Source organism: Vibrio splendidus (assembly GCF_001557875.1).
Classification (GTDB): domain Bacteria; phylum Pseudomonadota; class Gammaproteobacteria; order Enterobacterales; family Vibrionaceae; genus Vibrio; species Vibrio splendidus_F.
The window spans coordinates 343,013-363,128 of sequence record NZ_LNRF01000004.1; the positions used below are offsets into that span (position 1 = coordinate 343,013).

Annotated in this window: 20 protein-coding genes; 5 read left to right on the forward strand and 15 right to left on the reverse strand. The window is 45.5% G+C overall.

What is annotated here, in order from left to right:
• The first annotated feature begins 86 nt into the window (after positions 1-86).
• On the forward strand, positions 87-2,900 hold the full coding sequence (gene barA / locus ATB74_RS12890; protein ID WP_060982691.1) for a two-component sensor histidine kinase BarA: 2,814 nt from the start codon (positions 87-89) through the stop codon (positions 2,898-2,900).
• A 122-nt stretch (positions 2,901-3,022) separates the two neighbouring features.
• Here the strand turns inward: barA and acpS are convergent, their stop codons facing one another.
• From acpS to rpoE, 11 genes are all read right to left on the reverse strand, one after another.
• A complete protein-coding gene (acpS, locus tag ATB74_RS12895) occupies positions 3,023-3,403 on the reverse strand; it encodes a holo-ACP synthase (RefSeq protein WP_048659396.1) in 381 nt (126 codons plus the stop codon).
• Positions 3,404-3,481: 78 nt separating this feature from the next.
• Positions 3,482-4,219: a pyridoxine 5'-phosphate synthase gene (pdxJ, locus tag ATB74_RS12900; RefSeq protein ID WP_048605801.1), complete on the reverse strand. Its 738-nt coding sequence runs from the start codon at positions 4,217-4,219 to the stop codon at positions 3,482-3,484.
• Positions 4,216-4,944 (reverse strand): DNA repair protein RecO, encoded by a 729-nt coding sequence (gene recO / locus ATB74_RS12905; protein ID WP_048659398.1) that lies wholly within the window; start codon positions 4,942-4,944, stop codon positions 4,216-4,218. The genes pdxJ and recO overlap by 4 nt, the downstream gene beginning before the upstream one ends.
• A 102-nt stretch (positions 4,945-5,046) precedes the next feature.
• Complete coding sequence (gene era, locus ATB74_RS12910; RefSeq protein ID WP_017059042.1) at positions 5,047-6,018, reverse strand: GTPase Era; 972 nt, start codon at positions 6,016-6,018, stop codon at positions 5,047-5,049.
• Positions 6,011-6,688 carry a ribonuclease III gene (gene rnc, locus ATB74_RS12915; RefSeq protein WP_017059043.1) on the reverse strand — a complete coding sequence of 226 codons (678 nt, stop codon included), beginning with the start codon at positions 6,686-6,688 and terminating at the stop codon, positions 6,011-6,013. The genes era and rnc overlap by 8 nt, the downstream gene beginning before the upstream one ends.
• A 26-nt stretch (positions 6,689-6,714) precedes the next feature.
• Positions 6,715-7,611, reverse strand: a complete 897-nt coding sequence (gene lepB / locus ATB74_RS12920) for a signal peptidase I (RefSeq protein WP_017066013.1) — start codon at positions 7,609-7,611, stop codon at positions 6,715-6,717.
• A gap of 245 nt (positions 7,612-7,856) precedes the next feature.
• Positions 7,857-9,650, reverse strand: a complete 1,794-nt coding sequence (gene lepA / locus ATB74_RS12925) for a translation elongation factor 4 (RefSeq protein ID WP_048615653.1) — start codon at positions 9,648-9,650, stop codon at positions 7,857-7,859.
• Between the two features lie 137 nt (positions 9,651-9,787).
• Positions 9,788-10,258 (reverse strand): SoxR reducing system RseC family protein, encoded by a 471-nt coding sequence (locus tag ATB74_RS12930; protein ID WP_048605807.1) that lies wholly within the window; start codon positions 10,256-10,258, stop codon positions 9,788-9,790.
• Complete coding sequence (gene rseB / locus ATB74_RS12935) at positions 10,255-11,217, reverse strand: sigma-E factor regulatory protein RseB (RefSeq protein WP_060982693.1); 963 nt, start codon at positions 11,215-11,217, stop codon at positions 10,255-10,257. The genes ATB74_RS12930 and rseB overlap by 4 nt, the downstream gene beginning before the upstream one ends.
• Positions 11,214-11,837: an RseA family anti-sigma factor gene (locus tag ATB74_RS12940; protein WP_061018799.1), complete on the reverse strand. Its 624-nt coding sequence runs from the start codon at positions 11,835-11,837 to the stop codon at positions 11,214-11,216. The genes rseB and ATB74_RS12940 overlap by 4 nt, the downstream gene beginning before the upstream one ends.
• A 26-nt stretch (positions 11,838-11,863) precedes the next feature.
• Positions 11,864-12,442 (reverse strand): RNA polymerase sigma factor RpoE, encoded by a 579-nt coding sequence (rpoE, locus tag ATB74_RS12945; RefSeq protein ID WP_008223963.1) that lies wholly within the window; start codon positions 12,440-12,442, stop codon positions 11,864-11,866.
• A 389-nt stretch (positions 12,443-12,831) separates the two neighbouring features.
• Between rpoE and nadB the strand changes: the two genes are divergently transcribed.
• The gene (gene nadB, locus ATB74_RS12950; RefSeq protein WP_017059049.1) at positions 12,832-14,448 is read left to right on the forward strand and encodes an L-aspartate oxidase; all 1,617 of its coding nucleotides are present in this window, start codon (positions 12,832-12,834) and stop codon (positions 14,446-14,448) included.
• A 135-nt stretch (positions 14,449-14,583) separates the two neighbouring features.
• On the opposite strand, the gene ATB74_RS24500 is transcribed toward nadB, so the two are convergent.
• Positions 14,584-15,003 (reverse strand): protein YgfX, encoded by a 420-nt coding sequence (locus ATB74_RS24500; protein WP_347876249.1) that lies wholly within the window; start codon positions 15,001-15,003, stop codon positions 14,584-14,586.
• Positions 14,951-15,211: a succinate dehydrogenase assembly factor 2 gene (locus tag ATB74_RS12955; RefSeq protein WP_004735374.1), complete on the reverse strand. Its 261-nt coding sequence runs from the start codon at positions 15,209-15,211 to the stop codon at positions 14,951-14,953. Before ATB74_RS12955 ends, ATB74_RS24500 begins: the two co-directional genes overlap by 53 nt.
• 167 nt (positions 15,212-15,378) lie before the next feature.
• Between ATB74_RS12955 and ygfZ the strand changes: the two genes are divergently transcribed.
• The 3 genes from ygfZ (at position 15,379) to ATB74_RS12970 (ending at position 17,585) form a co-directional block, all read left to right on the forward strand.
• Positions 15,379-16,350, forward strand: coding sequence for a tRNA-modifying protein YgfZ (gene ygfZ, locus ATB74_RS12960; protein ID WP_061018802.1), 972 nt, complete (start codon positions 15,379-15,381; stop codon positions 16,348-16,350).
• A 4-nt stretch (positions 16,351-16,354) separates the two neighbouring features.
• A complete protein-coding gene (locus tag ATB74_RS12965; RefSeq protein ID WP_061018848.1) occupies positions 16,355-16,816 on the forward strand; it encodes an aminoacyl-tRNA deacylase in 462 nt (153 codons plus the stop codon).
• Positions 16,817-17,378: 562 nt separating this feature from the next.
• On the forward strand, positions 17,379-17,585 hold the full coding sequence (locus ATB74_RS12970) for a DUF1107 domain-containing protein (RefSeq protein WP_009847660.1): 207 nt from the start codon (positions 17,379-17,381) through the stop codon (positions 17,583-17,585).
• Positions 17,586-17,696: 111 nt separating this feature from the next.
• Here ATB74_RS12970 and ATB74_RS12975 read toward each other — a convergent pair whose 3' ends face one another.
• Both ATB74_RS12975 and ubiH read right to left on the reverse strand, forming a co-directional pair.
• A complete protein-coding gene (locus ATB74_RS12975) occupies positions 17,697-18,920 on the reverse strand; it encodes an FAD-dependent 2-octaprenylphenol hydroxylase (protein ID WP_048605817.1) in 1,224 nt (407 codons plus the stop codon).
• Positions 18,921-18,931: 11 nt separating this feature from the next.
• Positions 18,932-20,110 (reverse strand): 2-octaprenyl-6-methoxyphenyl hydroxylase, encoded by a 1,179-nt coding sequence (gene ubiH, locus ATB74_RS12980; protein ID WP_061018805.1) that lies wholly within the window; start codon positions 20,108-20,110, stop codon positions 18,932-18,934.
• Positions 20,111-20,116 lie beyond the last annotated feature (6 nt).

Here is a 20,116-nt window from a genome sequence, read left to right on the forward strand (position 1 = left end):
CACGGCTTTGATTAAGCTTACCGTTCACTTAACCGCCATTGTGTGCGTTATTTTCCCATATCCAGACCTCGATGTAATTAAAGAACATGACCAGATATGGCTTAAGAGCCCGTGTAATTACCTTAACTCTAGCTCCAACCCTGATTATTGGGTTGCTATTGAGTGCATTTTTCTCATTTAACCGCTATCAAGACCTTGAGGGTCAAGTGGTTAACACTGGTACTAGTATCATTGAGCCACTTGCGATTGCGAGTGAATCAGGCATGAAGCTCGAAAGTCGAGAGTCTGTTCGTCAGCTTATTAGCTATGCGCATCGAAAGAATTCTAAGCTGGTGCGCAGTATCGCGGTGTTTGATGAACGTCATGAGTTGTTTGTAACCTCAAACTTCCACCCCGATTTTGAAAGCCTAACCTATCCGAAAGATAAACCGATCCCGCATTTAAGCTCATCGAACCTGCTCGATAACACGCTGATTCTACGGACGCCGATCATAGCCGAAGGCCAATACATCAATTCAGCCAACGGTCAGTCTCAAGCCAACCAAGCGATCGGTTATATTGCGATTGAATTAGACCTATCTTCTCTTCGATTGCAGCAATATCAAGAAGTGTTCTCTGCGTTCTTGGTGTTGATTCTGGGTCTTGGGCTTTCTGGGGTATTTGCCTTCCGTTTGATGCACGACGTAACCCAACCGATCACACACATGAAAAACATGGTCGACCGAATTCGTCGAGGTCACCTAGATGTGCGTATCGAAGGCAAAATGCATGGTGAGCTAGACTCACTGAAAAACGGTATCAACGCGATGGCGGTATCGCTGTCAGAGTATCACGTCGAGATGCAGCACAGTATCGACCAAGCTACTTCAGACTTACGTGAAACCCTTGAGCAGCTAGAGATCCAAAACGTTGAGTTAGACATTGCAAAGAAACGCGCTCAAGAAGCAGCTCGTGTTAAATCTGAATTCTTGGCTAATATGTCTCACGAACTGAGAACGCCGCTGAATGGGGTGATTGGCTTTACTCGTCAGATGCTCAAGACTCACCTATCGAACAGTCAAACCGATTACCTGCAAACCATTGAACGCTCGGCAAACAACCTGCTTAGCATCATCAACGATATCTTGGACTTCTCGAAACTTGAAGCCGGCAAACTGGCTCTAGAAAACATCCCATTTGAATTCCAAGCTAGCCTTGAAGAGGTAGTAAACCTTCAAGCAACCAATGCTCATGAGAAAGGCCTAGAGCTGACACTTAAGATCGACCCTAAAGTACCACCGGGCGTGGTGGGCGATCCACTGCGTATTCAACAGATCCTGACCAACCTAGTTGGTAACTCAATCAAATTTACCGAACGCGGCAACATTGATATCAGCGTTGAGCTTCGTTCGCAAAGCGAAGACAGTATCGAGCTGCAATTCATGGTTCGTGATACCGGCATTGGTATTTCTGAGCGTCAACAAGCTCAGCTGTTCCAAGCCTTTAGCCAAGCCGATGCAAGTATCTCTCGTCGCTATGGTGGTACAGGCTTAGGTCTGGTTATCACCCAAAAACTGGTCAGCCAAATGGGCGGAGAGATCAGCCTAACCAGTCGTCTGCACCAAGGTTCAACCTTCTGGTTCACCTTAAGACTATCAACGACTGATATGCCAATGACTGAGCTCATAGAGACTCAGTGTCTACAAGACAAACAACTGTTGCTTATAGAACCAAATATGCAAGCGGCCTCAATTACTCAGCAAATCCTAACCCAGGAGGGCTTAGTGGTCACGTATCGTTCGGTTATGCCAGACGAGAGCACCTCGTATGACTACGTACTGCTGAACCTAGCCGCCAACCAAGAATATCAATTTGATACTGTGAGTGGTTGGGCGATAGGCGCGAAGAAGATTGCTCAAAACGTGATAATTGGTACACCAAGTACCGAGCTAGCGCTGGGTGAACAGCTAATGAAAGAGGTCGATGTTCAGTGCATTACTAAGCCTCTTTCTCGTAAGAAGTTGCTGCAAACTCTGGTATCGAATCAAGCACCAACCTTGATTGCACCGGCTATTGAAACACATTCAGAAGAGAAACTTCCGCTTACGGTATTGGCGGTCGACGACAACCCTGCCAACCTTAAGCTGATCACTGCGCTACTAAAAGAACGCGTAGAAACCGTCATCAGTTGTACCAGTGGTCAGCAGGCAATAGACAAGGCGACAGAGACTCAATTTGATATCATCTTCATGGATATTCAAATGCCACAGATGGACGGTGTGACCGCTTGTCAGAACATCAAAAAGCTGACAAACAATGCAAACACGCCTGTAATTGCCGTTACCGCTCACGCCATGATGGGGGAGCGTGACCGACTGCTTGACGCAGGTATGGATGACTACCTAACCAAGCCTATTGAAGAGCATGTATTACAACAGGTTCTGATTCATTGGAGCCCAACCTCTGAGGTTGAGCACATCGAAAAAATAGATCCAGACCATCCCGCAGTCTCTGCTGAGATCGATAACGGCTCAGTATCAGAAACTGAAGCCAGCGTGCACAAAAATATCATCATTGATTGGCAAGCGGCGATGAAACAGGCCGCCAATAAAGAAGACCTCGCACGTGATATGCTGCAAATGCTCGTCGACTTTATCCCAGAGGTTTATGAAGCAGCAGACAAAGCGATAGAAGACAGTGACTACCCAGTTGAAGAGCTGATACACATCATTCACAAAATGCATGGCAGCAGCTCGTACAGCGGCGTACCAAGGCTAAAATCGGTGTGTGCGACGATAGAGAAAGAGCTGCGTTCCGGTACTTCTGTTGAAGACATTGAGCCGGAACTTTTTGAACTTCAGGATGAGCTGGATAAGGTTCAAGCGACGGCTATTCACTACTTGAAACCAGCCAGTGATTAGATTGATTTAACCTCAAACTCAAAGCAATAAAAAAGCAGAGCATATAAGCTCTGCTTTTTTATTTAGCAGCGAGTCGAACGCTAGGTTTCGATTAACCTTAATAGGTAGTTATCGGTAATCAATTATGATTCGAGCAACACCGTTGCCACAGCATAGTGACGCTCATCCGAGATAGTCAGATGAATCGATGTTGTACCATTCGCCTCTGCGATTTCACGTGCTTTTTTATGCAGCCTCAGAACTGGCTTGCCATGCTCATCGTTTGAAATCTCAAAGTCGTGGAAGGTCACACCAAGCGCAATTCCCGTGCCTAACGCCTTAGATGCCGCTTCTTTTGCAGCAAAACGTTTTGCAAGGTAACGCCCTTTTTGCTTAAGTTGCTGGAATACTTCAAATTCAGAATCGGTCAAAATACGTTGAGCAAAAGCGTCACCACTTCGTGACAATGCCTTTTCAACACGTTCAATTTCTGCGATATCTGTACCTAATCCAACAACAGCCATGTTTACCCTACTACCAAACTTCTATCTATTAATTCTACTAATTAGTCGCTTACGACTTAACGCTTACTGTTTAGAAAACTAAGCGTTATTGCGTGCTGTTTCCATCACGGCTTTCATGTCTGCAACGGCTTTGTTCAAACCATCAAACACTGCACGTCCCATGATTGAGTGACCGATGTTCAACTCGTAGATCTCTGGAAGAGCCGCAATCGGTGCTACGTTGTGGTAAGTCAGACCATGACCCGCATTGACTGTGATACCAAGATCGTCCGCGTAGCTTGCGCCTGCAGCAATCTTTTTTAGCTCGTCTTGTTGATCTTCTTCTGTTTTAGCATCGGCATAATGACCTGTGTGTAGCTCAATGAACGGTGCGCCACACGCTTTTGCTGCGTCGATTTGCTCACGGTCAGCATCGATAAATAGAGATACTTTAATGCCAGCAGCAGACAGTTTTTCCGTCGCCGCTTTGATCTTTTCAAGTTGACCAACCACGTCCAAGCCACCTTCAGTGGTCAGTTCTTCACGCTTCTCTGGAACCAGACAAACAAACTCAGGATTAGTATCGAGGGCAATTTGAACCATCTCGTCCGTTACTGCCATCTCCAAATTCATACGAGTTTGAAGTGTTTCAGCCAGAATACGTACATCGCGATCAACGATATGACGACGGTCTTCACGCAGGTGAACCGTAATGCCGTCAGCACCCGCACGTTCAGCAATTTCAGCTGCGTGTACTGGATCTGGGTATTTAGTACCACGTGCATTACGTAGTGTTGCAATATGGTCGATATTAACGCCTAAAAGGATTGAGCTCATTTTCCAATACTCCGTGCTCTAGAGAGGGCTATTGTTGGCATAAATAGCTCTCTACTTTTTAATGGTTTGCCGCCAAGATACGGCTTTAAGGCTATGCGTGTAAAGCGTTTTGCCGCTTTTAACTGCTCTTTAGTGATAAACCTACGTTCACTGATTGCGATTAGTTCATCGCCCATAAAAGTTAGGTTGTCTCGACGCACCGAAGCGATGAAACCTTTCTGCTCTCGATAGCGATAAGTCATGCTCGGATCAATCGCTTCGCCAGTACCCGCGCAGTGTAAAAAGTCGACGCCGTAACCCATAGCGGATAGTAGAGCTAACTCAAAGCGACGCAGTGCTGGCTCAGGGTTTTCATTATGCGCCAGCTCTGTTAAAGCATGAAGGTAGTCGTGAAAAAGTGCTGGCATCGGCACTTCCGCCATCAATACACGACCGATTAGCTCGTTCACATACATGGCTGAATACAGATTGATACCGGCGAGAGGAAGCCCCAGGCTAATCGGCTCAGCTTGGCGTAAGGTTTTCATCGAACCATTACCAGACCACTTAAGCAGTAGCGGTGTAAAAGGTTGTAATGCACCTTTCAAATTGGAACGCTTGCTGCGAGCGCCTTTAGACATCAACGTCACCCGACCGAACTCTTCGCTAAAGACGTCCAAGATCAGGCTCGACTCACTGTATGGTCGACGGTGCAACACAAAGCATCGCTGTAACCCTTCGCTCAATCACTTACCCTTATTACAGATACAAAAAGAGAGAGTTCGCACTCTCTCTTGGATTTATCTTCAGTTCAACTTTCTTAATCTCAGAAAGTGACGTTCAATATATTATAGATCGTCGATGTAGCCTAACGAGCGAAGTGCACGCTCATCATCAGCCCAGCCAGATTTAACCTTGACCCAAGTCTCTAGGTAAACTTTACGGCCGAATAGCTCTTCCATATCGATACGCGCTTCACGACCAATCGTTTTGATCTTCTCGCCCGCTTTACCAATCACCATTTTCTTCTGACCTGTACGCTCAACAAGAATCAGTGCATTAATGTGGAAGCCATCGTTATCTGGGTTGTAATCGAAACGTTCGATTTCAACCGTTACTGAGTATGGTAGCTCGTCACCCGTAAAGCGCATCAGCTTTTCACGGATAATTTCAGAGGCCATAAAACGTTGCGAGCGATCTGTCACGTATTCTTCAGGGAAGTGGTGTGTCGCTTTAGGTAAATGTTCACGTACGTGCTTACGCAGTACATCAATGTTTTTACCTTGCTTCGCTGAGATTGGCACAACGTCAATGAAGTCCATCTTCTTAGAGACTTCCATCATGTGCTGCATCACGTTAGTACGGTCTTGCACGTTATCTACTTTGTTGATGCAAAGTACAACTGGGAAGTCAGTCTTCTTCAGTTTGTTCAGAACCATCTCATCGTCGTCAGTCCAGTGGGTACCATCGACAAGGAAGAATACTAGGTTCACATCACTCAGTGAGCTGTTCGCCGCACGGTTCATCAAGCGGTTGATCGCACGCTTTTCTTCAATATGAAGTCCAGGAGTATCAACAAAGATCGCTTGGTAATCACCCTCAGTTTCAACGCCCATAATACGGTGACGTGTCGTCTGTGGTTTACGTGATGTAATAGAAATCTTCTGACCCAGAATATGGTTCAGAAGCGTCGACTTACCTACGTTTGGGCGACCGACAATAGCGATGAAGCCACAGTGTTGGTTTTCCGGTAGGCCTGTTTTTTTGCTATCAGATGAAAAGAATGCATCGATATCGAAATCTTGGTTGTTATCAGACATTGCTTAGTTGCTCTAATGCTGTTTCAGCAGCCGCTTGTTCTGCCTTGCGGCGGCTAGTGCCTTTACCGATAACAGGTTTATCCACACCTGCCACTTCACACTCAACCGTAAACTCTTGGTTGTGTGCTTCACCTTTAATATTAGTCACTGTGTAGACAGGTAGAGGATTTCTTCGACCTTGCAAAAACTCTTGTAGGCGAGTTTTCGGATCTTTTTGAGATACTCCAGGCTGAATAGCATCTAGGCGAGATTGGTACCAGCTTAAAATAATGCCGCGAACCGTCTCGGTATCACTATCTAAATAGACAGCACCGATGATCGCTTCAACCGCATCCGCTAGAATAGAATCACGACGGAAACCGCCACTCTTCAACTCACCTGGACCTAATTTTAAGTAATCTCCTAGTTCGAATTCACGACCTAGTTCTGCCAATGTATGACCACGTACTAATGTTGCGCGCATGCGGCTCATATCACCTTCGTTTACCTTAGGAAAACGGTGGTAAAGATCATCAGCGATAACAAAACTTAAAATTGAATCGCCCAGAAACTCAAGACGTTCGTTATGTTTACCTGCGGCGCTGCGGTGAGTCAGCGCCAAGTGGATAAGATCGGCATCATTAAACTGATAGCCAATCTTTCTCTCTAGTTTATCAATTGGAGAATTCATGCTCTCTCGATGTGTTATGTGATCGATTAATGAATCCCACCGATGCGATTAAAACGCACACCAGTAGGAATCCATGTTGGAAGTACACTGTCTGAACCGCGTTCGAATTCGAAGCTGATCCAAATAGCAACGGCCTTACCAACAAGGTTTGCTTCAGGGACAAAGCCCCAGTAACGGCTATCGGCACTGTTGTCACGGTTATCACCCATCACAAAGTACTGGCCTTCTGGAACGACCCATTCGTTAACACCATTGCGAGGCTGATATGCTTGCACACGATCACGGCGTAATGGGTTAACTAAAATCTGGTGCTCTACGTCTCCAAGCTGTTCGTTCAGCTGAATCAGAGGCACACCATCTTGAATAAATTGGCTCTCTTCAACATTACTTAGTTTCACTGGTTCACAGCTACTTGTACCCTTCGCCTGAATGCAGATCTCTTTACGACTGCTGTAGCGAATAGTGTCACCTGGCATACCAACAACACGCTTAATGTAGTCGATATTTGGCTGAGGTGGGTACTTAAATACGATTGAATCACCGCGTTCTGGCTTGCCTGTTTCTACCAATTGAGTGCGCCATACTGGGTCTTTTAGACCGTACGCGTACTTCTCTACCAAGATGAAATCACCAACCAAAAGGGTTGGCATCATCGAGCCAGAAGGGATTTGAAACGGTTCATAGATGAATGAACGCAAGATCAAAACAAATGCAATTACCGGGAAAATGGACACACTGTTCTCAACCCACCAAGGCTGAGCCGTAACTTTTGCGCTGGTTTCAGCGTCTAGGCCATTCGATTGTGCTTCAACGTCAGCAAGCTTTTGCTGGCGCTTCTTCGCCCACACAAACTTTTCCAACGCCCATACAATGCCGGTCACTAGAGTTACGATCACTAAGATAAGCGAAAATGTATTAGCCATTGATATCCCTTAAATTTCATTTCTTTAAAAATAACGAAAGTGAAAGAGTATAACCCTTTCACTCTGCTTAATATTTCTAATTGTTATCAATCACACTGACTAGATGCTTAAAAAATTACGCAGGAAAAATCGCTTAGTTCGAGGCGCAAAGTGCTGTGACTAGTGGACCTAATTACAAACCTTTGCAACAAAGAAATAAGCGATTTTAACCAGTAATATTTAGCAGTTAGTTAGTACGATTGATACTAGTCTTTTCCAACGTGAAGGATTGCAAGGAAAGCTTCTTGAGGCAGTTCAACGTTACCGATCTGCTTCATACGCTTCTTACCTTCTTTTTGTTTCTTAAGAAGTTTCTTCTTACGACTGATATCACCACCGTAACATTTTGCGATTACGTTCTTACGCAGTTGTTTCACTGTAGAACGAGCAATAATGTGGTTACCAATCGCTGCTTGAATCGCGATATCGAACATCTGACGAGGGATGAACTCTTTCATCTTCTCTACCAGTAGACGGCCACGAGACTGAGCAATATCTTTGTGTGTAATGATCGCTAATGCATCAACCGTTTCGCCATTCAGCAATACGTCTACACGTACCATGTTTGATGGCTCGTAGCGTTGGAAGTTGTAATCCAATGATGCGTAACCGCGAGACGTTGACTTCAGACGGTCGAAGAAGTCGAGAACTACTTCTGCCATAGGAAGATCGTACGTCACAGCAACTTGGTTACCGTGATAAACCATGTCTACTTGTACGCCACGCTTCTCAACACACAGTGTGATTACGTTACCTAGGTAATCCGAAGGTACCAGGATATTACAGCGTGCAATTGGTTCACGAATTTCTTCTAGGTCATTAACCGCTGGCAGTTTAGCCGGGCTATCAACGTAAAGAACCGTTTTATCTGTTTTTACAACTTCATACACTACTGTTGGTGCAGTCGTGATTAGGTCTAGGTCGTATTCACGCTCTAGACGCTCTTGGATGATCTCCATGTGAAGCATTCCTAAGAAGCCACAACGGAAACCAAAACCAAGTGCTGCTGAACTTTCTGGTTCAAAGAACAGTGATGCATCGTTCAGGCTTAGTTTGCCTAACGCGTCACGGAAGTTTTCGTAGTCATCAGATGATACAGGGAATAGACCTGCGTATACCTGAGGCTTCACTTTTTGGAAACCAGGCAGACGTTCAGTGCTGCCGCCTTTTGCAAGCGTCAACGTATCACCAACTGGTGCACCTAGGATGTCTTTAATACCACAAACAACCCAACCTACTTCGCCAGTATTTAGCTCTGTCGTGTCGATTTGCTTAGGCGTGAAGATACCTAGACGGTCAACACCCCAAACTTGGTCTGTCGACATTACTCGAATCTTGTCGTTCTTCTTCAGCTTACCGTTTTTAATACGAACCAAAGAAACTACGCCAAGGTAGTTATCGAACCAAGAGTCAATGATCAACGCTTGTAGAGGCGCTTCAGGATCACCTTCCGGTGGCGGGATTGCCGTTACGATGTTTTCTAGAACATCATCAACACCCAAACCTGTTTTCGCAGAACAGCGAGTCGCTTCCATCGCATCGATGCCAACGATCTCTTCGATTTCTTCAGCAACACGTTCTGGTTCAGCTGCAGGTAAGTCAATCTTGTTCAAGATTGGCACTACTTCCAGTTCCATTTCAATTGCTGTGTAACAGTTTGCTAGAGTTTGTGCTTCAACACCTTGGCCAGCATCCACTACAAGTAGTGCGCCTTCACAAGCCGCTAGAGAACGAGATACTTCGTAAGAGAAGTCTACGTGTCCAGGAGTGTCGATAAAGTTAAGTTGGTAAGTTTCACCATCTTTAGCTTTGTAATCTAAAGTCACACTCTGCGCTTTAATTGTAATACCACGCTCGCGTTCTATATCCATAGAATCGAGGACTTGAGCTGCCATCTCACGTTCACTTAATCCTCCACAAACTTGGATTAAGCGGTCAGAAAGGGTCGACTTACCGTGGTCGATGTGGGCGATAATCGAAAAATTACGAATGTGCTTCATAGGCTTGGTGTGACTAAACTCTTTGAATAGGGATAATAAGAAAGCCGCGACGCGTCCAATCTACAGTCAGCATTGGTGGCGGCATTTCAATCAAGTTGGCAGATTCTACCCAATTTAAGGGCAAGAAGCATCATAAATTAGACGAGAGACTCACCTAGGATTCGAATCAAGACGACTTCTTGCTTGGATTTGTCTTCCATGGGTTTGGCTAACCGCTTCGCTAAGGCAATTCCACCAGCAGTAAACAGTGCTGCACTTAAGATAACAATACCCTCGCCCCCTTGGAGTAAGGGTTGCAACAAGAGTTGTCCAAAACCAGCACCAATCATCAGCATGAAAAGTGGGATGAGATAAACAATGGCTGCCGATTGAAGTAGGCTTTTTTCTGGAAAGCCAATTTCTACGATTTGGCCTGCTTTAACTAAGCTTTTGGTTTTAAGCTGCCAAAACAAAGATTTATTACCAACAGCCTTAGTCACAATACCCGTTCCGCAGCTTTTTTGAGAAGAACAGCTGCTGCAACTGGTTTGTTGTTCGCAGCTCAGTTGAACAAAATATTGCTTACCTTTTTGTTCAACCGAGCTAACGGTCGCCAACGCGGTCATCATTGCGCTTGTACCGGTTTATTGAATGTAACTGACTGAGCAATACGTTTTGCAGTTGCTGGCGGAATGTCACCAACCACAGAGATTTCTTTGTCGCCAATCACTAAGCTATGCAAGGTTCTACGCCCTTGACGTACCAGTTGCCCTTTCAATGAATGTTCGTCTCTATCGGCGATATAAACCGAAAAGCTAAACAATCCATCACTGAAAAGCTGGCTTTCAACCATTTTATCGGTCGCAGCCATTTGATAGCGGCTAAGCTCTTTTGACTTAAACCCTTCAGGGATCCAAGAGGCTTGCCAATTGGTCTCACTCACCAGACCTTCTGGTAATGACAAGACTTTCGGCAATTGAGCTTGGTTCAATCCCCCCATTGCCTCTGCAATCTTATCGTTCACCACGTAAGAAATAGTGCGGTACTGTTCAAGCACTTCACCATCGCGATCCAAAAGATCAGCACGCAAAGGAAGACTGGTTTTTTCATCGACCCAAACTACGTAGGAGTAACGAAGGCCATCTTTTGGCACTACACGCAATACTTGAGTAGTGCTGCCCGCTTCACGAGAGCGCCCAACTTTTACAAAATCGTAGTACTGGTTCAGAGAGTCGATATCTCGATGAATCATCGGAATGACAGGTGCAACCATACTGCCAGATTGAATAGTAAATGGCTCAGTACCCGGTTCGATGTAACTAACTTCATTGCCACGTCGAATGACTTCACGAACCGGGCCGCTCAGATAAACAAGGTGTGCAAGTTGTTGGTCGTCGTTAACTGCATGACGATAAACAAGAGGTTCAATACTGCTCTTCTTTATCAAAATGTAGGAGAGTTCGTAATTTAGATGCTGACTGGCCTCGTTCATTTGATGCAACAAGTCCTTTGCAGTGGTTTCCTCTGCAAAGGCTGTTGGCGACATCAAGCTGAACAGTGTCAGTGCACTGACCAGGATTTTCTTCATTCAATGTCCGATTCTAGATGTGCATCTTGCATTGACGATGCATCACTGTTAAGTCTTAGCTGCAGCTCATAATCTTCTAGCATTGCATGAACGCGTTTACGCTGCTCTTGCAAGTTAGCTTCCGATGCCGGCTTTTCAACAGAGTCACGCGTTAAGCTTACTGGTTCCGCAGAACCGGCAAATGGAATCGTCTGGAGTACAGGCAACTGCTCTGGTGCTGCAGGGTCGCTGCCACCATATTGTTGAACACCTAATACAACCACTAATGAAACACACGCTGCCACGGCAACTTGTCCAAACTGTTGTAACCAAGCCGGAAGCTGACGCTTCGCTTGCTGAGGTTTAGGCTGCTCTTCAATTGGAGCAACAGTAGGTTCAACATTCACTTGGTGCAGGTTCGGCATTGCACTATGTGCAGGCTCAGCTTCAAGCGCTGCTGCCACATTGTTAGCAATGTTCCAATCTTGAGTTTCTGGCGCATCCCCACGCATAACATCACCAATTAAATGGTAACTCTGCCAGGTATCCATGCTTTCTTGATCAGATTCGAGATCTATAATGAGAGCTTTATCGATCGTTTCACCATCCATGAGTGCCGAAAGCTTTTCTTTATCAGCCATTATTTTCACCATAATTATTACAAGTTCTAGCGTTGCAAAAGAGGTTTAATTTTCTTTTCCACCGCTTCACGAGCTCGGAAAATACGCGAACGTACGGTTCCTACAGGGCAATCCATTACTTCTGCAATCTCTTCGTAGCTCAAACCTTCGAGCTCTCGCAACGTCATTGCAGTTTTTAAGTCTTCTGGTAGCGCTTCAATCGCTCCAAAAACGACTTGTTTCAATTCTTTTGACAGCGTTAAGTTCTCAGGGTTCGATATTTCTTTTAACGCGCTGCCTGTTTCGTAATATTCTGCATCTTCTGCATCTACATCGGTTGCTGGCGGCCTACGGCTTTGGGCAACGATATGATTTTTAGCGGTGTTCACGGCAATTCGGTATAACCATGTATAGAAGGCACTCTCGCCACGAAAGTTAGGTATCGCGCGGTAAGCTTTAATAAAAGCTTCTTGTGCTACATCAGGTACATCACCGGAATTATTCACGTATCGAGAGATAAGATTACAAACTTTGTTTTGATACTTAACCACTAGTAAGTTAAATGCCTGCTTATCTCCACTCTGAACTCGCTCAATCAACACTTGATCGGTTAGCTGCTCGTTCATTCGAGCGGGTACTCCTATTGTTATAACCCTCACCTTCACAGATATGGGTACTAATTATGCGAAATGTAGTATTGACACCACCGTCTACAAGAGCACTATTGTGACTAAGCCAAATACCGAAAGTTCCAACTTTCTTAAAATTATTTGCCATTATTGTTTCACAATGTGATGTAATAAAAATAGCTATCCCTATCAATTTGGGGAAACTTGAGCAAAAGCAATGGTATTGAGCAATTAAATATTTCTAGATAGCTGTCTATATATTGATTTTGCATGGCGTTTAAGGATGACTCTGGAGAGATTATAACAGTCTTACCCAAACTCCTAAAACAAGACAAAGTCAATTGAGAGTGGACAACTCGACTATAGCCCGGGATTTAATAAGTTTTATGAACGCAAACCGTGAACATCAGTGTGATGTATTAGTGGTAGGAAGTGGTGCGGCAGGCTTGTCATTAGCCTTACGCGTAGCAGAACATGCAAAAGTAATTGTATTAAGCAAAGGACCACGCAGCGAAGGATCGACGTATTACGCACAAGGTGGTATCGCCGCGGTGTTCGATGAGTCGGACAGTATTGAGTCTCATGTAGAGGACACTCAAATTGCTGGGGCTGGGTTATGCGAAGAAGATACAGTTCAATTCATTGCTGAAAATGCGAAAGAGTGTGTGCAATGGCTGATTGATGGTGGTGTTCCATTTGATAAAGATGAAAACAGCACAGAAGGCCAACCAAAATATCACCTCACTCGTGAGGGTGGCCACAGTCACCGCAGAATTCTGCACGCTGCCGATGCAACTGGCATGGCGATGCAAACCTCACTACAAGATAACGTCAACAACCACCCAAATATCGAGATCTTCGAGCGCCACAATGCGCTGGATTTGATCACCGAAGATAAGATTGGTGGTTCAAAAGACAAGGTGATCGGCGCCTACATTTGGAACCGTAACCAAGAACACGTTGAAACCGTGCGCGCTAAGTTTGTTGTATTAGCAACAGGCGGCGCTTCAAAGGTTTACCAATACACCTCTAACCCAGATGTTTCTTCAGGTGATGGTATTGCTATCGCTTGGCGTGCGGGTTGTCGTGTGGCAAACCTTGAGTTCAACCAGTTCCACCCAACTTGTTTATTCCACCCAGAAGCGCGTAACTTCCTACTAACGGAAGCACTGCGTGGTGAAGGTGCTTACTTGCGTCGTCCAGATGGTTCTCGCTTTATGAAGGACTTCGATGAGCGCGGTGAACTGGCGCCACGTGATGTGGTTGCTCGTGCAATTGACTTCGAAATGAAGCGCTTGGGTGCCGACTGCATGTATGTTGATATCAGCCACAAGCCTGAAGAATTCATCACAGCGCACTTCCCGATGATCCACACTCGCTTGATGGACTTGGGTATCGATATGACCAAAGAGCCGATCCCTATCGTGCCAGCCGCTCACTACACGTGTGGTGGTGTCATGGTGAATAAGCAGGGTCAAACCGACCTGACGAACTTGTATGCGATTGGCGAAGTGAGCTATACCGGCTTACACGGTGCAAACCGTATGGCTTCTAACTCACTGCTTGAGTGTGTGGTTTACGCATGGGCAGCAGCAAAAGATATCGTTGAGAACATCGACCAATCTCAATTGTGCGCTGAACTGCCAGCATGGGATGAAAGCCAAGTCACCAACAGTGATGAAGAAGTTATCATTCAACACAACTGGCACGAACTGCGCCTGTTCATGTGGGATTACATGGGCATTGTTCGAACGGATAAACGACTAGAGCGTGCATTACGCCGTATTCAGATGCTGCAACAAGAAACTCATGAGTACTACAGCTACTTCAAGGTTTCGAATAACCTATTAGAACTGCGTAATTTGCTACAAGTGGCAGAGCTAATGGTTCGTTGTGCAATGCAGCGCAAAGAGAGCCGCGGCCTTCACTACACGTTGGATTACCCTGAACTTGCAGAAGACAGTGGCCCAACGATTCTGACGCCAGAGAAACGCCAATCATAATAATTGGTTAAACGTGCTTAGCGAATTAGCCGTCAGCGGAAAATGATTAAACGAAAGGGAGCCGAGTGCTCCCTTTTCTTTTGTCTAACGCTTTCTTTTATCTAATACTTTCTTTCATCGAATAGTTTGGCTTCTCTAGCGTGCTCGTTGTAAGTTCGCCAGAAAATGACGATATTCTCGCTCGCAACAGCTGTCCCGCCAAAGCAGTGCCGAGTGCCCACATTCAAACTGCAATTTAACGAAGAACTGCGCCCAGATCTTATCAACGGACTTGAGTCGGTAAGTTCGGTCATTGAGTCGAATATCACCATCCTCTCTGTAATCAAAACGCCCATAGACACTATTTAGAATCACATGGTTATATCTGAATAAGCGGATCATTAAAGCTAAGCAATAAAGGCTGGCGGCAAGTGGAATAGAAGACAGGACGATGAAAAACAAAAGGCACCCAAAAATAGTGCCTTTTGCAAATAATGCGGAATACGGAGGGTTAAGCTGAAGCTTAACGAACCTTGCTGAGGTTGTGTGCGACAATTTTATCAACCATTGATGCATGGCCTAGGTTTTCACTGCGTCCGTGTCCCATTACCCAAGTAAACAAATCTGGGTCATCACACTCTAACAGAGAAACAAACTCGCGCTGTTCCTGCTCTTGCAATGAATCAAAACACTCTTCGAAAAATGGCATGATGACTACATCAAGTTCTAACATGCCGCGACGGCAACCCCATTTAATTCGTGCTTTCTGCTCTGCAGTGTACATTGGCTATCCTCACCTATAATTTTTCTTTCTCGGAGTGTAACAAGTCATACGCCCTGCAACTACTATGTGAGTCACAGTCCCTATCTAAGCTCACAAAAAAACCTAGGCTGACAAAGAAACAGAACCGGATTAACATAGAGCCAAATAAAATTCTTTGGAAAGATAAAATGGATTGGAAAAACACATTTCAGCCACTCGCTCATACGCAAAATGAATCGCTTCCAGAACTGATGATGACACACGTGTCAGACTGGAGCGCAATTACCATGATAGGCGATGACAAAAAGTCGTACCTACAGGGTCAAGTAACGTGCGATGTCGTCACTCTTCCTAATGATGAATCCACGTTAGGCGCGCATTGTGATGCAAAAGGAAAGGTATGGAGTATCTTCCGCCTGTTCCATCACAATGGCGGTTACGCGCTCATGCAGCCTAAATCTGCGATTGAAGTAGAACTGGTCGAAATCAAAAAATACGCCGTGTTCTCTAAGGTTGATATCGAGCAAACGACAGATGTTGTTATCGGTATGATGGGCACATCTGCGGATCAATACATTGATTCAATTTCAGAAAGCCAAGGTAACGTGCGTGCTATCTCTGGTGGCACAGCGGTTAAAGTCTCTGACAATCGTTGGGCACTGCTTATTACGGAAGATGTTGCTGCAACCTTAGTATCAAGTGGCTCAGCAGAAAAAGTATCAGAAGCACTTTGGCAATATCATGAAATTCTAGATGCTCAGCCTAACCTATCGAAAGCAGAGCAAAACGAGCACATTCCTCAAGCGCTTAACCTGCAAGCGATTGGTGGTATCAGCTTTTCAAAAGGCTGCTACACAGGTCAAGAAACGGTAGCTCGTGCCAAGTACCGTGGCATGAACAAGCGTGAGATGCGTATTGTTTCAGGAACGACAGCAGAAGTATTGTCTCTAGAGAACCCAATTGAACTAGAGCGTAGCGTGGGTGAGAACTGGCGTGGCGCAGGCCGACTATTAAACGTCTATCAATTTGCTGATAACCAAGCGATTGGTTTGATGGTACTGCCAAACAACCTTGATGACGATGTTCAGCTGCGACTGACCGCACAGCCTGATCAAACATGGAATATCCTGCCACTGCCGTACAGCCTTGACGACGAGTAACCACGTGGAAACGCTGATTACACAATGGCTGGATCAACAGCAGGTGAACTATCGCCTGCTGATGCAAAGCAAGCCAACCACCAGCATTGAAGAAACCGCACAAGAGCGAGGCATCGACGCCTCTCAAATGGTGAAGTGCATCCTGCTCAAGGATATGGGCAACCAGTATGCGTTAGCCTGTACTGCTGGCGATCGCTCTGTCGACCCCAAGAAAGTACGCTCGGTACTGAATTGCCGTCGAATGACCTGCGTGTCGCTCGCTGATGTTGAAACAATCACCGGATTTAAAGTGGGTTGTGTTGGTCCGCTCGCTCTCAAGAGAAACATGCCGATCATTTTTGATCCTTCCATTCAAAACAACTCGACCGTGACCATTAGCTCCGGCGACCGAATGGCTGGCGTTGCGTTGGATCTCAATGATCTTATGGCGCTATGTGCACCCACCGTCGCGGACATCAGTCGATGATCGTTTCGATCAGATCATGCTTCGCAAACTTCATTTGAATATTTCATTGAGTACATTTTTAGTGTGAACTTCGTCATAAGAAGAACACACCACCAATAAATAGTTACTCAAAATAAAAGCATAAGTAGTCACAAAGTTAAATTTGCGTTATTGTAAATTTACTGACTAGCTATTAAGCAAATCAGTGCAAGTGAATCCACTGAGTAACATCAGTATCCACTTTTGTGTAATGCATCTGTGACTATTCGCCCGTTTTAGACGGGCTTTTTTTTGTCCGAAATTTACAATTTGATTACACAAACAAAAAAATCCCGCCTATTCTTATACTTGTAACATTATCACTGCTTAATACCGAACAGGAAAGTTCACGGCAGTTCACTACTCAGTATTATTTTGGGGAGGAGCTCACGTAAAAATAGATATTTACTGAAGAAAGTGCTTAGAACAGCACAAATATCTAATTAACGTCAACGCTACTGCATATAACTCCATGCTTATCACAATTATTATCTCGGAGTTTTTCTATAATATGCAGGCTAGGTAAATATAAGGATAATTAAGAATGAGACTGTTTAAGCGCTATACACCGAGTATGATTGCTAAACATGTAAGTCGACTTTTCAAAGGACGAATCTACATTTACGGCGTAGGGAAATTTGAGTTTGATAACGGTAAGCTAGTGCTACCAGACCGAGCAGAAAAACGTCACTTTCAAACAGTGAAAGAAATAAATAGTGAAATCATGAAACTGCGCTGCGCGTACGCATGACCTGATTATCTACAGAATTAAAAACAAAAAGGGTTGGCATAATGCCAACCCTTTTTTCGTACCAATTTTCGTATCAATGATGATTCGATAAATCACCAGAACACTATGTCACTATCGATGAGTCACTGGACGCTTAGCTAAGTCAGGAAGATTGCCTGACAAACCCAGTGCGCGCTTCATGATCTCATCTTTCGCACCCGGCAATTGACCCGCAAGCTTCATACCAATGCCACGAATCAGCTTCTTAGCTGGGTTATCGCCTTCAAACAGATCTTTAAAGCCCTGCATTGAAGCAATCATTTTCGCCGCCTCTGCTTTTCTCCAGCGCTCGTAGCCGCGAAGATTACGCTTGGTGCCAATGTCTTCACCCGCAGACCATAGCTTTAACAGCTCTTGCGCTAAGCTTGCTGCGTCTAATAGGCCAAGGTTCACGCCCTGCCCTGCTAATGGGTGAATGGTATGAGCAGCATCACCAACCAAAGCCACACGCTCTACCGCAAAGTCACGTGCATAACGCATGCGCAATGGGAAGGCAAAACGGTCACCAACCACTTCGCACAATCCAAGCTTCGAGTCGAACTCTGCCGTTAGCTGCTTATTAAAATCAGCATCCGACATGGATACCAGCTTCTCGGCACGGTTTGGTTCGGTAGACCAAACAATCGAGCTCATGTTGCTTGGTTGCATTGGTAGGAATGCCAATGGGCCTTGAGGCGTGAATATTTGACGAGCAACGCTGTGGTGCGGCTCTGTGGTTTTGATGTTCGCGACAATCGCACTGTGTCCGTAATCCCAATGTGTTAATGGGATATCTTGCTGCTTACGAACCCAAGAGTTTGCGCCGTCTGCTCCAACAACTAACTTAGCTGTCAATGCTTGACCATTGTCTAATGTTAACCAGGCTTCACTTTCACCGATCGCCATCGTTTTACACGTTGCAGGCATATACAGGCTGACATTGTCTTGCTTCTTAACCTGATCAAGCAGCGCTAATTGAATCACGCGGTTTTCAACGATATGACCAAGATTAGGCTGAGCCAAGCGTGTCGAGTCAAACTCAATACGAGCGAAACTGTCTTGCTCCCACACTTCCATCGCTTGATACGGTGCAGCGCGTCTTTGTTCGATACCTTGCCATGCGCCTAGGTTACGAAGAATCACTTCACTTGAACGGCTCAACGCGGATACACGTACATCAGGCAGCTCACTCAGCCCTTCACTAGGCGCTCTGCCTTCAATGACAGCAATTCTTAGGTCACTGTCTTTCAGGGCAGCAGCAAGCGCTAGGCCAACCATGCCACCACCAACAATCGCGATATCAACACTTTGCATCATTATTTATTACCTTATCTTTCTACTAGGCCAAGCGTATGACGCAAAAGTGGACCTTTAAGTGGTGGAAGGTTATCTATTACGGCTAACCCAAGATTACGCCCAATGCGAGCGGTCATATAATCGTTTGAGAACAGGTGAACTAGGCTTGAAGTCAATGTGATCGTTGCGTCTCTGTCTTGTTCTCTACGCTTTCTAAAGTTAACAAGACCACGGTAACGACCCACATCATCTAACTGGGTACACAACTCTTCTGCCAAGGAAGCCACATCTCGAATACCTAGGTTAAAGCCTTGCCCCGCAATTGGGTGAAGCGTTTGAGCGGCATTACCAACAATGGCAAATCGATGAGAGATATTTTGTTGTCGGTGACGAAGAATGAGAGGGTAGCTCGCACGCTTGCCGACTTTCTCTAATCGGCCAAGTCGCCAGCCAAAGTCACTCTGCAGCTGCTCAAGAAATTCATTGTCGTTTAGCGTCATCACTTTTTGTGCTTGCTCTGGTGTTAAACACCAAACCAGAGATAAACGGTTGTCACTCATTGGTAATAGAGCAACTGGCCCATGATGGGTAAAACGCTCAAATGCGCGACCTTGGTGAGGTTCACTCGCCACGATATTGGCAATCACAGCGACTTGCTCAAAGTCGTGCTCACTCAATGAGATATTGAGCTGTTGGCAACAGGTTGAGATTGCACCGTCAGCAGCAACCAATAACTTAGTGGTTACTGTTTGCCCACTTGTCAGTTCAATCGTCGTCAACGCTTCTTCACGTTCAACTTTACTAACAGACTCAGGACAAAGCATGGTAATTGCCGCTTCTGATTCAAGTTTCTGCTGATAGATTCGACCCACATCTGCTAACTCGACCACGTAGCCAAGCGCATCGACAGCAAGCTCTTTACTGTAGATGTCTGTCATTCCGGCATGCCCGCGATCCGAAACATGGATATCTTTAATCGGGGTCGCGACCGGAGCTATAGATTGCCATAAGCGCAAAGAATCCAGGATCTGCACCGTGCCATAGGACAAAGCAATCGAACGAGAATCAAACCCAGGGTGAGCTTGATGATCAACCTGATAAGGCTCCACTACCGCAATCGACAGTGAACCTTGGCTTAGGTGATTCAAAGCAAGGGCTAAGGTTGCCCCTGCCATTGCGCCACCAGCAATTACAACATCATACTGAGCCATCATAAC